The 12,911-nt window shown below is 63.4% G+C and carries 16 protein-coding genes; 15 read left to right on the top strand and 1 reads right to left on the bottom strand.

The window, feature by feature from the left end; all coding sequences use genetic code 11:
* The first annotated feature begins 205 nt into the window (after nucleotides 1-205).
* From U1H99_RS26070 to U1H99_RS26050, 5 genes are all read left to right on the top strand, one after another.
* The gene (locus U1H99_RS26070) at nucleotides 206-520 is read left to right on the top strand and encodes an FmdB family zinc ribbon protein (RefSeq protein ID WP_323144588.1); all 315 of its coding nucleotides are present in this window, start codon (nucleotides 206-208) and stop codon (nucleotides 518-520) included.
* Between the two features lie 28 nt (nucleotides 521-548).
* On the top strand, nucleotides 549-1,181 hold the full coding sequence (locus U1H99_RS26065; RefSeq protein WP_323144587.1) for a DUF502 domain-containing protein: 633 nt from the start codon (nucleotides 549-551) through the stop codon (nucleotides 1,179-1,181).
* A gap of 75 nt (nucleotides 1,182-1,256) precedes the next feature.
* Nucleotides 1,257-3,053, top strand: a complete 1,797-nt coding sequence (gene aspS / locus U1H99_RS26060; protein WP_323144586.1) for an aspartate--tRNA ligase — start codon at nucleotides 1,257-1,259, stop codon at nucleotides 3,051-3,053.
* Nucleotides 3,054-3,194: 141 nt separating this feature from the next.
* Nucleotides 3,195-3,653: a dihydroneopterin triphosphate diphosphatase gene (gene nudB, locus U1H99_RS26055; protein ID WP_323144585.1), complete on the top strand. Its 459-nt coding sequence runs from the start codon at nucleotides 3,195-3,197 to the stop codon at nucleotides 3,651-3,653.
* Between the two features lie 3 nt (nucleotides 3,654-3,656).
* Nucleotides 3,657-4,259 (top strand): hypothetical protein, encoded by a 603-nt coding sequence (locus tag U1H99_RS26050; protein ID WP_323144584.1) that lies wholly within the window; start codon nucleotides 3,657-3,659, stop codon nucleotides 4,257-4,259.
* Between the two features lie 38 nt (nucleotides 4,260-4,297).
* On the opposite strand, the gene U1H99_RS26045 is transcribed toward U1H99_RS26050, so the two are convergent.
* A complete protein-coding gene (locus tag U1H99_RS26045; RefSeq protein ID WP_323144583.1) occupies nucleotides 4,298-4,609 on the bottom strand; it encodes a hypothetical protein in 312 nt (103 codons plus the stop codon).
* Between the two features lie 178 nt (nucleotides 4,610-4,787).
* Here U1H99_RS26045 and ssuE point away from each other — a divergent pair, with 178 nt between their 5' ends.
* From ssuE to U1H99_RS25995, 10 genes are all read left to right on the top strand, one after another.
* Nucleotides 4,788-5,381 carry an NADPH-dependent FMN reductase gene (gene ssuE, locus U1H99_RS26040; protein WP_323144582.1) on the top strand — a complete coding sequence of 198 codons (594 nt, stop codon included), beginning with the start codon at nucleotides 4,788-4,790 and terminating at the stop codon, nucleotides 5,379-5,381.
* Nucleotides 5,382-5,391: 10 nt separating this feature from the next.
* Nucleotides 5,392-6,396, top strand: coding sequence for a sulfonate ABC transporter substrate-binding protein (locus U1H99_RS26035; RefSeq protein ID WP_323144581.1), 1,005 nt, complete (start codon nucleotides 5,392-5,394; stop codon nucleotides 6,394-6,396).
* Between the two features lie 3 nt (nucleotides 6,397-6,399).
* Nucleotides 6,400-7,560 (top strand): FMNH2-dependent alkanesulfonate monooxygenase, encoded by a 1,161-nt coding sequence (gene ssuD, locus U1H99_RS26030; protein ID WP_323144580.1) that lies wholly within the window; start codon nucleotides 6,400-6,402, stop codon nucleotides 7,558-7,560.
* Nucleotides 7,560-8,372 carry an aliphatic sulfonate ABC transporter permease SsuC gene (gene ssuC, locus U1H99_RS26025; RefSeq protein WP_323144579.1) on the top strand — a complete coding sequence of 271 codons (813 nt, stop codon included), beginning with the start codon at nucleotides 7,560-7,562 and terminating at the stop codon, nucleotides 8,370-8,372. Before ssuD ends, ssuC begins: the two co-directional genes overlap by 1 nt.
* A gap of 14 nt (nucleotides 8,373-8,386) precedes the next feature.
* Nucleotides 8,387-9,145, top strand: coding sequence for an ATP-binding cassette domain-containing protein (locus tag U1H99_RS26020; protein WP_323144578.1), 759 nt, complete (start codon nucleotides 8,387-8,389; stop codon nucleotides 9,143-9,145).
* Between the two features lie 220 nt (nucleotides 9,146-9,365).
* Nucleotides 9,366-9,557 (top strand): hypothetical protein, encoded by a 192-nt coding sequence (locus U1H99_RS26015; RefSeq protein ID WP_323144577.1) that lies wholly within the window; start codon nucleotides 9,366-9,368, stop codon nucleotides 9,555-9,557.
* A 182-nt stretch (nucleotides 9,558-9,739) separates the two neighbouring features.
* Nucleotides 9,740-10,558, top strand: coding sequence for an endonuclease/exonuclease/phosphatase family protein (locus U1H99_RS26010; protein WP_323144576.1), 819 nt, complete (start codon nucleotides 9,740-9,742; stop codon nucleotides 10,556-10,558).
* A 4-nt stretch (nucleotides 10,559-10,562) separates the two neighbouring features.
* Nucleotides 10,563-11,723: a cardiolipin synthase ClsB gene (gene clsB / locus U1H99_RS26005; RefSeq protein ID WP_323144575.1), complete on the top strand. Its 1,161-nt coding sequence runs from the start codon at nucleotides 10,563-10,565 to the stop codon at nucleotides 11,721-11,723.
* Between the two features lie 24 nt (nucleotides 11,724-11,747).
* Entirely contained in the window at nucleotides 11,748-12,131 is a 384-nt protein-coding gene (locus U1H99_RS26000; protein ID WP_323144574.1) for an Hsp15 family ribosome-associated heat shock protein, read from the top strand.
* Nucleotides 12,132-12,302: 171 nt separating this feature from the next.
* Nucleotides 12,303-12,899 carry a TetR/AcrR family transcriptional regulator gene (locus tag U1H99_RS25995; RefSeq protein WP_323144677.1) on the top strand — a complete coding sequence of 199 codons (597 nt, stop codon included), beginning with the start codon at nucleotides 12,303-12,305 and terminating at the stop codon, nucleotides 12,897-12,899.
* Nucleotides 12,900-12,911: the final 12 nt, after the last annotated feature.

Raw genomic sequence — 12,911 nt, 5'->3', positions numbered from 1 at the left:
GCATCAGCTGATGAGGTGCTATTTAAACAGGTAAGTTGATGAACGGCAAACGCAACCGCACACTGCTGTGATGAAAAACAACACTGTTGCATGAATGCAGCACTTGTCCAAAACGCATCGGCGCCACCCAGGCTGCCGCAAAAGGCAACTTCCTCTGCAAAAGCTTTATAATTCAGGGTTTTGATGATTTTTGCGGAGTATTCAGATGCCGATTTACGCCTACCGCTGCGATGAATGCGGTTTTGCCAAGGATGTACTGCAAAAGATTGCCGATCCGGTTCTGACCGTCTGCCCGAACTGCGGCAAGTCATCGTTCAAGAAGCAGGTGACGGCCGCCGGTTTCCAGCTCAAGGGCACCGGCTGGTACGTGACCGACTTCCGCGGTGGCAGCGCACCGGCGACCGGAACGGCACCGTCGGCGCCGGCCGAGGGCGGCACGACCGCCGCCAAGGAAGCGCCGGCTGCGGCGCCTGCAGCCGCACCGGCGCCGGCGCCGGCCAAGGACAGTGGCGGCAGCTGAGCCGGCAGCGAGAGACGACACGACCGCGATGCGTAAATATTTCATTACCGGCCTGCTGGTCCTGGTCCCGCTGGCGATCACCCTCTGGGTCCTGAACCTGGTGATCGGCACGCTCGACCAGTCGCTGCTGCTGGTGCCCCAGCAGTGGCAACCGCGCACGCACATCCCGGGCCTCGGTGCGATCATCACGCTGGTGGTCGTATTCCTGACCGGCCTGCTGACCAACAACCTGGTCGGCAACTACGTGGTGCGCCTGTGGGAGCGCCTGCTGCACCGCATCCCGGTGGTCAACTCGATCTACGGCAGCGTCAAGCAGGTGTCGGACACGCTGTTCTCGTCCTCGGGCAATGCCTTCCGCAAGGCAGTGCTGATCCCGTATCCGCACGAGAATTCGTACACGATCGGTTTCCTCACCGGCGTGCCGGGCGGCGACGTCAAGAACCACCTGGTGGGCGATTACGTGAGCGTGTACGTGCCGACCACGCCGAATCCGACCTCCGGCTTCTTCCTGATGCTGGAACGCAGCCGGGTGGTCGAACTGGACATGAGCGTCGATGCGGCGCTGAAGTACATCGTGTCGATGGGTGTCGTGGCGCCGCCGGACTTGACGCCGGCCGCTGCCGTCCCGGTGAATGCGGCGGCCCTGGAAATAAAAAACTAGAAGAATCAAACCGAATCAAACGCCTGCGAAGCGGGCGACCGAATAACCAACCTGGATCGAAAAACTATGTCCTCCATGCGTACTCACTACTGCGGCCTCGTCACCGAGGAACTGCTGGGCCAAACCGTCAGCCTGTGCGGCTGGGTGCACCGCCGCCGCGACCACGGCGGTGTGATCTTCATCGACCTGCGCGACCGTGAGGGCCTGGTGCAGGTGGTCTGCCACCCGGACAATGCCGACGTCTTCAAGGGCGCCGAGCACGTGCGCAACGAGTACTGCCTGCGCATCACCGGCACCGTCGTGAACCGCCTGGAAGGCACCGCCAACGCCAACCTGAAGTCGGGCAAGATCGAGATCAACACCACGCAACTCGAAGTGCTGAACGCTTCGGTGCCGGTGCCGTTCCAGCTGGACGACGACAACCTGTCGGAAACCACCCGCCTGACCCACCGCGTGCTCGACCTGCGCCGCGACCAGATGCAGCACAACCTGCGCCTGCGCTACAAAGTGTCGATGGAAGTGCGCAAGTACCTGGACAACCTGGGTTTCATCGACATCGAAACCCCGATGCTGGGCAAGTCGACCCCGGAAGGCGCCCGCGACTACCTGGTGCCGTCGCGCGTCAACCCGGGCACCTTCTTTGCGCTGCCACAGTCGCCGCAACTGTTCAAGCAGCTGCTGATGGTCGCCAACTTCGACCGCTACTACCAGATCACCAAGTGCTTCCGCGACGAAGACCTGCGCGCCGACCGCCAGCCGGAATTCACCCAGATCGACTGCGAAACCTCGTTCCTGACCGAGCAGGAAATCCGTGACCTGTTCGAAGACATGATGCGTACCGTCTTCAAGAACGCGGCCGGCATCGACCTGCCGAACCCGTTCCCGGTGATGGACTTCGCCACCGCCATGGGCTCCTACGGTTCGGACAAGCCGGACATGCGCGTCAAGCTGCAGTTCACCGAACTGACCGACCTGATGAAGACCGTCGAATTCAAGGTCTTCAACAGCGCCGCCAACATGGCCGGCGGCCGCGTGGTCGGCCTGCGCGTGCCGCAGGGCGGTTCGATGCCGCGTTCGGAAATCGACGCGTACACCCAGTTCGTCGCCATCTACGGCGCCAAGGGCCTGGCCTACATCAAGGTCAACGAGAAGGCAAAAGGCCGTGACGGCCTGCAGTCGCCGATCGTGAAGAACCTGTCGGACGACGTGCTGGCCCAGATCCTGACGCTGACCGGCGCCGAAGACGGCGACCTGATCTTCTTCGGTGCGGACAAGGCGAAGGTCGTCAACGACGCCATGGGCGCGCTGCGCGTGAAGATCGGCCACTCGGAATTCGGCAAGAAGGCCGGCCTGTTCGACGAGGTCTGGTCGCCGCTGTGGGTCATCGACTTCCCGATGTTCGAGTACGACGACGAAGCCGACCGCTGGACCGCGACCCACCACCCGTTCACCGCACCGAAGGACGGCCACGAGGACATGCTCGAGACCAATCCGGGCGCCTGCATCGCCAAGGCCTACGACATGGTCCTGAACGGCTGGGAACTGGGTGGCGGCTCGATCCGTATCCACCGCGAAGAAGTCCAGAGCAAGGTGTTCCGCGCGCTGAAAATCGACGCCGAAGAAGCCCAGCTGAAGTTCGGCTTCCTGCTCGACGCCCTGCAATACGGCGCGCCGCCGCACGGTGGCCTGGCCTTCGGCCTGGACCGCCTGATCACGCTGATGACCGGCTCGACCTCGATCCGCGACGTGATCGCCTTCCCGAAAACCCAGCGCGCGCAGGATCTGCTGACCAATGCGCCGTCGGAAGTGGACGAGAAGCAGCTGAAGGAGCTGCATATCCGTCTGCGTGGCGAGCAGCCGAAGGTCGCTTGATCGCCTGGTAATTAGTGAGCAGATGATCCGTCGCCCCTGCGCAGGCAGGGGGCCAAGTTGCACGCTTTGCCGCGCTGCGCAGAACTTGGACCCCTGCCTTCGCAGGGGCGACGTTTTTAAGCTAGCGTTACAATGCTGACCATGGCTTACAAGATCCCCGAATCCGTCCTGGTCGTCATCCACACCGCCGACCTGGAAGTCCTGCTGATCGAACGCGCCGACCGTCCCGGCTTCTGGCAATCGGTCACCGGCTCGCTCGACGCGCTCGACGAACCGCTGCACCAGACCGCAACCCGCGAGCTGTTCGAGGAAACCGGTATCGTCGCCGACGGCGAACGCATCAAGCTGCAAGACTGGCAACTGTCCAACATCTACGAAATCTACGAAACCTGGCGCCACCGCTATGCGCCCGGCATCACCCACAACACCGAGCACGTCTTTTCGGTCTGCGTCCCGCGCGACATCCCGATCGTGCTGGCGCCGCGCGAACATGTGCAGTACGCGTGGCTGCCGTTGCTGGAAGCGGCGGACCGGTGCTTTTCCGGTTCGAATGCCGAGGCCATCCTGCAGTTGCCGCGGCGCGTGACTGCTGCAGTCTGAACAATGAAGACAGGGAAGATAAAAGACGTTCTGAACCCAGCAGTTCTGCTTTTATCCCTGATGGCCAGTTTTTCCGGCCTGGCGTCAGCGCAAGTCCTGATGGCTTCCAATACCGAATCCGCATTGGCCGAAAACGTCAGGCTGCCCCAGGGCGTCATCGACCTGATCATCAAAAGCGAGCCGGATGATGCGGGCCAGCTCGAAGCATGCATGGCAAACGACGGGGGCAAACGCATCCCCGTGGCCGATCTGTTTTCGGCACAGGCAATCCGGCTCAACGACGATGGGCTGCCCGACTATTTCGTACGCCCAGCCCTCGCACCCTATTGCGATGTATTCTATGGCGCGCAACTTTTCAGATACTGGTTTGTCACGACTCACCGGCACAAAGGCAAAATCAGCTATCGGATTGTTTTCAAGGCCGGGGGCGATGAAGTCCGCGTGCTGAATCATCGCACCAAGGGCTATCGCGACCTGGAGCTGGTTGGACACAATGCCGTCAAAGTGGCAACCTCGTCATGGCGCTTTGATGGAAAGAAATACGTGATTGCCGGCTGCATTTTGCGCAATGCAGATCCAGCCGATACGCACACTTCCCAATGCTGACGGAGGATGTTAATCAAGCGTCAGCCAACAGGACCTGACTAAAGCCGCGGCTCGCACGCCTCCCTGTATATCTTCCCGGTAGCGTCCTTGAGTTCGGCATGCGGCAAAAACTGATCCGAGATCGTCAGGATCGCATGCAGGCTGTTGCTGAGCTTGTCCAGCTCGATCTCGCCGGGCTTCAGCGACGTCTGCAGCAAATGTACCGCCATGTCGGCCAGCAACAGGCGCTGCTTGTCCAGCCAGTCCGCGCCGCTGCCTTTGATGGCAGGGTGCCGAAGCAGGGCGTCTTCGACCACACCATGGACTTCCCAGCCCGTTTCGATGAGTCCCGCTCGCGTCACGTCATCCATTTTTTCTCCTTGTTGGCCGGTTTGTCCCGGCTGGCGTGCCTCGATTTTCCTGCATTTCCCGCACATCGATATGCACCCAATGTTTTAACAAAAAGATCATATCCAACGACGAAACCATTCCTTCCAGCCGGGTCGCATGGACGGTAGCCTGTGAGCGTTTCCTTGACCTATATCGATCATGAATGTTCTTCTGCTGGGCGGAAGCCCATCCGCGCCGTCGACGACCTGGCGCCTGCAACAGCTCGTCGGTGAGCGCCTGGCCGCGCTCGGCCATCGCACGAATGCGCTGCAAGTGCGCGACTTGCCGGCGCTAGCCTTGCTGCGCGCCGATACGAGCGATCCCGCTATTCTCGAGGCTGTCGCGCTGCTCCGCGAGGCCGATGCCATCGTCGTCGGCACGCCTGTGTATAAAGCCTCGTTCAGCGGCGTCCTGAAACTTTTCCTCGACCTGCTGCCGCAGGACGGGCTGGCGGGCAAGCTGGTGCTGCCGCTGGCGACCGGCGGCAGCCAGTCGCACATGCTGGCCCTCGATTACGCGCTGCGGCCGGTGCTGGCCTCGCTGGCGCCGCGCCACATCCTGCCCAGCATCTATGCCACCGCGGCGCAGCTGCCCTGGGATCCCGACAAGGGCGTGCTGCCGGTCTCGGTCATCGGTGCGCGCATCGACGCCGGTGTCGAACAGCTGGCCCACGAACTGGAAGGTGCACTGCTGCGCAAGGCGGCGGGTTCGCTGTCCGCGCTGGCACCCGCCTCCGCAACCGTCCACGCCTGACAGGACCCGTATGACCGACCATATCGAACACGGGCGCCAGCGCCGGCGCACGCTCGGCCTGCTGTTTGCCGCCGCATCCGCTGGTGTTTCCGGTACGGTACTTGCCGGCAGCGCCGGCCGCGCCGCCGCCGCACCGCTGCAGGAAATCCGCATCGGCTACCAGAAATACGGCACGCTGACCCTGCTCAAGGGCCGCGCCACGCTCGAACCGCGCCTGGCGGCGAAAGGCATCAAGGTCAAGTGGACCGAGTTCCCGGCCGGGCCGCAGCTGCTCGAAGGCCTGAACGTCGGCAGCATCGATTTCGGCACCGTCGGCGAAGCGCCGCCGATCTTCGCCCAGGCGGCCGGTGCCGGCCTGGCCTATGTCGGCAACGAACCGCCATCGCCCAACTCGGAAGCGATCGTGGTGCCGAAAAACTCCACGCTGCGTTCGCTGGCCGACCTGAAGGGCAAGAAGATCGTCCTGAACAAGGGCTCCAACGTCCATTACCTGCTGGTGAAGGCGCTGGAAAAGGCGGGCGTCGCCTGGCGCGATATCCAGCCGGTGTATTTGCCACCGGCCGACGCGCGCGCCGCCTTCGAGCGCGGTGCCGTGGATGCCTGGGCGATCTGGGATCCGTTCCTGGCCGCGGCCGAAAAGCAGCTCGGCGCACGCGTGCTGGCCACCGGCCAGGGCCTGGTCGCCAACCACCAGTTTTATCTGTCCTCGCGCGACTTCGCGCGCCAGCACCCGGACGTGGTGCGCCTCGTGCTCGACGAGATCGGCAAGGTCGACACCTGGGGCAGGGACCATCCGCAGGAAGTCAGCGCCATCCTGGCGGCGCAGACCGGTTTGCCGGCCGACGTGGTGGCGCTGGCGGGCGGGCGCTATGCGTATGGGGTGAAAGCCGTCACGCCGGAAGTGCTGCGCGCGCAGCAAGACATCGCCGATGCCTTTTACCAGCTCAAGCTGATACCGAAACCGATCGCGGTGCGCGAGGCGCAGCCGCCCACCGAACTCCTGGCCAAGGACTGAATCATGCCGTCGACTCCGAATATTTTCTGGTTCCTTCCCACCCACGGCGACAGCCGCTACCTCGGCACCAGCCGCGGCGCGCGCACGGTCGACGCCGACTACCTGCGCCAGGTCGCGGTGGCCGCCGATACCCTCGGCTACGAGGGCGTGCTGCTGCCGACCGGGCGCTCCTGCGAGGATGCCTGGATCGTGGCCTCGTCGCTGATCCACGAGACCCGCAAACTCAAGTTCCTGGTGGCGATCCGTCCCGGCCTGTCGACGCCCGGCCTGTCGGTGCGCATGGCCTCGACCTTCGACCGCCTGTCCGGTGGACGCCTCTTGATCAACGTAGTGACCGGCGGCGACCAGGGAGAGCTGGAAGCCGACGGCTTGTTCGCCGACCACGCCGAGCGCTACGAAATCTCGGACGAATTCTTCCGCGTCTGGCGCGCCTCGATGGCCGGGGAGGGCGGTGCCAAGGGCTACGATTTCGAAGGCAAGCACATCACCGTGAAGGGCGCGCGCACGCTGTATCCGGCGGTGCAGAAGCCCTATCCGCCGCTGTACTTCGGCGGCTCGTCGGAAGCCGCGCACGAGCTGGCTGCCGAGCAGATGGACGTGTACCTGACCTGGGGCGAGCCGCCGGCCGCCGTGGCCGAGAAACTGAACGACATCCGCGCCCGCGCCGCGAAGCACGGCCGCACGCTGAAGTTCGGCATCCGCCTGCACGTGATCGTGCGCGAGACCAATGAAGAAGCGTGGAAGGCGGCCGACGAATTGATCAGCCACCTGGACGACGACGTCATCGCCAAGGCCCAGGCCGCGTTCGCGAAGATGGATTCGGTCGGCCAGCGCCGCATGGCGGCCCTGCACGGCGGGCGCCGCGACAAGCTGGAAGTCTCGCCCAACCTGTGGGCCGGGGTCGGCCTGGTGCGCGGCGGCGCCGGTACCGCGCTGGTGGGCGATCCGGAAACGGTGGCGGCGCGCATGCGCGAGTATGCCGATCTCGGCATCGAGACCTTCATCCTGTCCGGCTATCCGCACCTGGAAGAGTCTTACCGCTTTGCCGAGCTGGTGTTCCCGCTGCTCGGCAAAGGCAAGCAGGGTGGGGAGATGTCGCTGACCGGGCCGTTCGGCGAGGTGATGGCAAGCGATATCGTTCCTAAAGACAAGAAGGTGGCGTGATGGCCGCATCGACTCCGGTATCGGCTCCAGCAGCGCTCCCATCGCGGCCGCTGGCGCGCCTGTCGGCCGCGCTGGCACCCTGGGCACTGCCGATCCTGCTCGTGGCCGTCTGGCAGGCGGCGGCGCACACCGGCCTGCTGTCCAGCCGCATCCTGCCCGAACCCTGGGCCGTGGCGACGGCGTTCTGGAACCTGGCGCTGTCGGGCGAGCTGTGGACCCACCTGAAGGTGAGCCTGTCGCGCGCGATCGCGGGTTTCGCGGTCGGCGCCGGCCTCGGCTTGCTGCTGGGCCTGCTCAACGGCAGCAGCCGGCGCGCCGCCACCCTGCTCGACACCACCCTGCAGATGATCCGCAACATTCCGGCCCTGGCCCTGATCCCGCTGGTGATCCTGTGGTTCGGCATCGACGAGGCGGCCAAGCTGTTCCTGCTGTCGATCGGGGTATTTTTCCCGATGTACCTGAACACCTTCCACGGCATCCGCTCGGTCGACGCCGGCCTGATCGAAATGGCGCGCAGCTACGGCCTGTCCGGCTGGGCGCTGTACCGCGATGTGATCCTGCCCGGCGCGCTGCCCTCGATCCTGGTCGGCGTGCGCTTTTCGCTGGGGCTGGTGTGGGTGCTCCTGATCGTCGCCGAAACCATTTCGGCCCAGGCCGGCATCGGCTACATGACCATGAATGCGCGCGAGTTCCTGCAGACCGACGTGGTGCTGGTCGGCGTGCTGCTGTACGCGCTGCTGGGCAAGGCTGCCGACTGGTCGGCGCGCGGGCTGGAGCGGCATTTCCTGCGCTGGAATCCGGCTTATCAATGAGTACCGAGGCAGTCATGCAAATCAATCCCATCGAAGAAAAGCAGGTCAGCCGCACGGTCGACCAGGCGCTGCACGGCGTCCCCTTGAGCCTGCGCGGTCTCAGCAAGCACTACGGCGGGCGCACCGTGCTCGACGCGATCGACCTCGAGATCGCGCCGGGCGAATTCGTCGCCGTGGTCGGACGCAGCGGCTGCGGCAAGAGCACGCTGCTGCGCGCCATCGCCGGGCTCGAACGGCCGGATGGCGGCCAGCTGCGCATCGGCAGTGGCGGCAGCCAGCCCGAAGTGCGCATGATGTTCCAGGATGCGCGCCTGCTGCCCTGGAAAACCGTGCTGCAGAACGTGGCGCTGGGTTTGGCCAACGGTGAGGAGAGAGCACGCGCGGCATTGGCCAGCGTCGGCCTGGCCGAACGCGCCGGCGACTGGCCGGCGGTGCTGTCGGGCGGCCAGCGCCAGCGCGTGGCCCTGGCGCGCGCGCTGGTGCACGAACCGCAGCTCCTGCTGCTGGACGAGCCGCTCGGTGCTCTCGATGCACTGACCCGCATCGAAATGCAGCAATTGATCGAAACGCTATGGACCCGGCGCGGCTTCACGGCGGTGTTGGTGACGCACGACGTACAGGAAGCCGTGGTGCTGGCCGACCGCATCCTGCTGATCCAGGAAGGACGGCTGGCGTTGGACCAGGAAGTGGCGCTCCTACGGCCGCGTGCACGCGGCAGCGTCGATTTCGGTTCCCTGGAGCAAAAGGTGCTCGACAGGGTGTTGGATATTTAATACAGCAGAGGGAAAATGTAAAAAAACCGCCACACGTAAATATATTTGTGTTTATATGTATTCGATTTTCACACTTTGTAACAGAATTTAATTTGCATATATTGACTCAGGACAATATATTTACTGGGTTGACAGGGATTAAATATTTGTTTAATGTCAAGAGTGACGTCAGGGTCGACTTAACGTTTTGTAAAGTTCAAACGGGGATACTGGAGAAACTATGAGCGAACGCAAATCCGAGCAAAAAGTAAAAGATGTCGGTGTTGATAACGATTGCCTTTGCATCGAATTGTTAAATGGCCTGCGACTGATGGGCCCGCTGCGTACCAAACCGATCTACCGCGACCCCGTCGTACTGCCCGAAGCCCGCACCTTGCCGACAGGCGAATTTCACCCCGCTGCCGCTTCCTGAGACTGTCCGGTCATTACCGCTCCGGCGATCCGGAGCGGTCCGCAGTATCCGCTACCTTTCACGCCCAGGCCCTCCGCCTTCCATACCTGTTTGTTCCAGACGGTATCCGCGCCGCTCCACCCCGCCGCACGATTGCAATGCTGAGGACGAGAAACTCCGAGTGATGGGGTTAAAATGTCCTTATGAAAATACGTGTTGCGACTTATAACATTCATAAGGGCGTGTCGTCGTTCCGCAGCACGCCGCGTGTACTGGCCCTTAAAAAAGCCATCGGCCTGTTCGATGCGAACGTCGTGTTCCTGCAGGAAGTGCAGGGGCGCCACGATCGCTATCAGGCCCGCTATGGCGAAAAAGCGCGCAGTCCCCATCACCACTGGCCGGAAGCGGCGCAGCACGAATTCTTCGCGGGCGAATCGCTGCATGCGGCCTACGGCATGAACGCGGTGTACGACCACGGCCACCACGGCAATGCACTGCTGTCCGCGTATCCGATCGCGAACATGCACAACCACGATATTTCCGATCACGCCTACGAGCAGCGCGGTATCCTGCACTGCATCCTGGAAACCGAGGCCGGTAACATCCACTGCTACGTCGTCCACCTGGGCTTGTTCGAAGGCAGCCGGCGCCGTCAGACCGATGCTCTGGTCAATTGCGTAAAGGAGTCGGCAGGTGAAAACGAGCCGGTCATCATCGCCGGCGACTTCAACGACTGGCGCAATACCCTGAGCGATTGCCTGCGCTTAAAGCTGGGCGTGGTCGAAGTCTTCGACGAGCTGGAGCGGCGTTCCTCGCGCATCGGCGACCTGGTGCGCAACGTGGCGGGCCGCCAGCAGCGCCTGGTGCCGGCACGCACCTTCCCGGCGGCCATGCCCTGGTTCCGCCTGGACCGGATGTACGTGCGCGGTTTCAAGGTCGAGCATGCCGAAGTGCTGCACGGCCCGCAATGGGCGCGCCTGTCGGATCACGCGCCCATCGTCGCCAACCTGCAGCTGGCATAGGGTCATGCGCTCGGTTACCTACGTAGCGAACAACGACGTTACCCTTCTCGAAAGCGGCAGTACCTACCTGCCGGCCTTGCTGGAAGCCTTGCATGCGGCCGAGCAGGAAATCCTGTACGAAACCTATATCTACGCCGAGGACGAGACGGCGCGCGCGATCACGGACGCGCTGATCGCAGCGGCGAAGCGCGGGGTCAAGGTGCGCGTGGTGACCGACTGGTTCGGTACCGGCAACCGGGCCGCATGCCGCCTGGGCGAAACCTTCGCGGCGGCCGGCGTGCATTACCGCATGTTCAATCCCTGGTTCAAGCGGGGGGCCGCGCGCAGCCACCGCAAGGTCACCGTGGTCGACAATGAAGTCGCCTTCGTGGGCGGCATCAACACCAACGACGACATGCTGTGCGACTACGAGCCGCATGAGCCGCTGCCGGCGCCGCGCTGGGACTTCGCGGTGCGCGTGCACGGGCCGCTGGTCGACGAGATCCACCGCGAAGCGCAGGCGCAATGGGCGCGCACCGGCCACCTGGCGCTGGGCCGCCGCGTGAAACTGTTCAAGGAAATGCGCAAGAAGCCGCCGGCCCAGGGCGAACGGCCGATGCGCGCCGGTTTCGTGGTGCGCGACAACCTGCGCAACCGGCGCACCATCCAGCGCGCCTACCTGCAGGCGATCGGCCAGGCGCGCAAGCGGGTGCTGATGGCCACGCCATACTTCGCCCCGGGGCGCAGGTTCCGCGACGCCATGTGCAAGGCGGCGCGGCGCGGCGTCGACGTCTGCCTGCTGATCGGCGTCGGCGAATTCCGGGTGCAGGATGCGGTGGCGGCTTCGTTTTATCGGGAATTGCTGGAGGCGGGGGTGCGCATCGTCGAGTACCGCAAGACCCAGTTGCATGCGAAAGTCGCGGTGGTCGACGACATCTGGGCCACGGTGGGGTCTAGTAATTGCGATGCCTTGTCACTATTTATCAATCAGGAAGCCAATGTCGTGGTGCGCGACGCCCGGTTTGCCGCCAGCATGGCGCAGCAGATCCAGAACGGCATCGCCGACGGTGTGCCGGTCGGGCTGGAAGACCTGCGCAAGCTGTCGTGGGTACGGCGTTGCGGGCATGAGACGGCTTATTTCTTATATAAACTGACTATGCGTATCTTTGCCATCGGCTACGCCTGAGTCGGGATTACCTGATTGATTCCAATGACTGAAAACGACAACGTACGCATCGACAAATGGCTGTGGGCAGCGCGCTTCTTCAAGACGCGTACGCTGGCGGCCGAGGCGGTCGACCGCGGCCGCATCAAGATCAACGCCGAGAACGTCAAGCCGGCGCGCTCGGTGAAGGTGGGTGACAAGATCCTGATCGATAACGGCTCGAGCCGTTGGGAAGTGATCGTGCAGGGCTTGTCGGGCACGCGCGGTTCGGCACCGGTGGCGCAGGCGCTCTACCGCGAAACCGAGGTCAGCATCCAGAAACGCGCCAACGACCAGGAAGCGCGCCGCATGTTCCCCGAGCCGGGCAGCACGATCAAGGGCCGGCCGACCAAGCGCGACCGCCGGGCCATCACCCGCGCAGGCGGGTGATGTGCGTAGCGTGGACGGCTCTGCCGTCCACGCGTTCAAGCGGCCTTCAACTAGAACCCCACCTCTAAACTTCCCGTTTGACATTTCACGGCTGGTAGATAATAGTACGAGCGTTCGGATTTTTTCGATTCACGCGGGGATATTATCAGCACTTCAGCCAAATCCATGAGCATGCGCAAGGGCGAGATGACGCGGGCAGCGATTCTCGACGTTGCGCTCGAGCTCGCCAGCCGGGACGGTCTCGAGGGCCTGACCATCGGCCTGCTCGCAGATCGCATGAGCATGAGCAAGTCGGGCGTCTTTGCCCACTTCGGTTCGCGCGAAGACCTGCAGATCGAAGTGCTCAAGCTCTACCACCGCCGCTTCGAGCAGGAAGTCTTTTTCCCTAGTATTAAGGAAGCACGCGGCCTGCCGCGCCTGGAAGCGATGTTCAATCGCTGGCTCAAGCGCGTGTCGGTCGAGATCGCTTCTGGCTGCATCTACATCAGCGGCGCCGTCGAATACGACGACCGTCCCGGCCCGATCCGCGAGGAACTGGTCGGCATGGTGCGCATCTGGCAGGGCGCGCTGGTGCGCTGTGCCCAGCAAGCCATCGATTGCGGCGACCTCAAGGCCGGCACCGATGCCGACCAGCTGGTCTACGAGATGTATGGCCTGGTGCTGGCGGTGCATCACGATGCGCGTTTCCTGCGCCTCCCCGGTGCCGTCGAGCGCGCCCACCGCGGCTTCGCGCGCCTGATCGAAAACTACCGCAATCCCGCTCACTAAATAAATCATTAC

Source organism: Massilia phyllosphaerae, assembly GCF_034659755.1.
GTDB lineage: Bacteria > Pseudomonadota > Gammaproteobacteria > Burkholderiales > Burkholderiaceae_D > Telluria > Telluria phyllosphaerae.
This window is presented reverse-complemented; position numbering and strand designations above follow the sequence as displayed.

Bases quoted from the DNA above. Each gene is read 5' to 3' on its own strand.
- U1H99_RS26070 (WP_323144588.1), top strand. From the start codon at position 206: ATGCCGATTTACGCCTACCGCTGCGATGAATGCGGTTTTGCCAAGGAT.
- U1H99_RS26065 (WP_323144587.1), top strand. From the start codon at position 549: ATGCGTAAATATTTCATTACCGGCCTGCTGGTCCTGGTCCCGCTGGCG.
- aspS (WP_323144586.1), top strand. From the start codon at position 1,257: ATGCGTACTCACTACTGCGGCCTCGTCACCGAGGAACTGCTGGGCCAA.
- nudB (WP_323144585.1), top strand. From the start codon at position 3,195: ATGGCTTACAAGATCCCCGAATCCGTCCTGGTCGTCATCCACACCGCC.
- U1H99_RS26050 (WP_323144584.1), top strand. From the start codon at position 3,657: ATGAAGACAGGGAAGATAAAAGACGTTCTGAACCCAGCAGTTCTGCTT.
- U1H99_RS26045 (WP_323144583.1), bottom strand. From the start codon at position 4,609: ATGGATGACGTGACGCGAGCGGGACTCATCGAAACGGGCTGGGAAGTC.
- ssuE (WP_323144582.1), top strand. From the start codon at position 4,788: ATGAATGTTCTTCTGCTGGGCGGAAGCCCATCCGCGCCGTCGACGACC.
- U1H99_RS26035 (WP_323144581.1), top strand. From the start codon at position 5,392: ATGACCGACCATATCGAACACGGGCGCCAGCGCCGGCGCACGCTCGGC.
- ssuD (WP_323144580.1), top strand. From the start codon at position 6,400: ATGCCGTCGACTCCGAATATTTTCTGGTTCCTTCCCACCCACGGCGAC.
- ssuC (WP_323144579.1), top strand. From the start codon at position 7,560: ATGGCCGCATCGACTCCGGTATCGGCTCCAGCAGCGCTCCCATCGCGG.
- U1H99_RS26020 (WP_323144578.1), top strand. From the start codon at position 8,387: ATGCAAATCAATCCCATCGAAGAAAAGCAGGTCAGCCGCACGGTCGAC.
- U1H99_RS26015 (WP_323144577.1), top strand. From the start codon at position 9,366: ATGAGCGAACGCAAATCCGAGCAAAAAGTAAAAGATGTCGGTGTTGAT.
- U1H99_RS26010 (WP_323144576.1), top strand. From the start codon at position 9,740: ATGAAAATACGTGTTGCGACTTATAACATTCATAAGGGCGTGTCGTCG.
- clsB (WP_323144575.1), top strand. From the start codon at position 10,563: ATGCGCTCGGTTACCTACGTAGCGAACAACGACGTTACCCTTCTCGAA.
- U1H99_RS26000 (WP_323144574.1), top strand. From the start codon at position 11,748: ATGACTGAAAACGACAACGTACGCATCGACAAATGGCTGTGGGCAGCG.
- U1H99_RS25995 (WP_323144677.1), top strand. From the start codon at position 12,303: ATGCGCAAGGGCGAGATGACGCGGGCAGCGATTCTCGACGTTGCGCTC.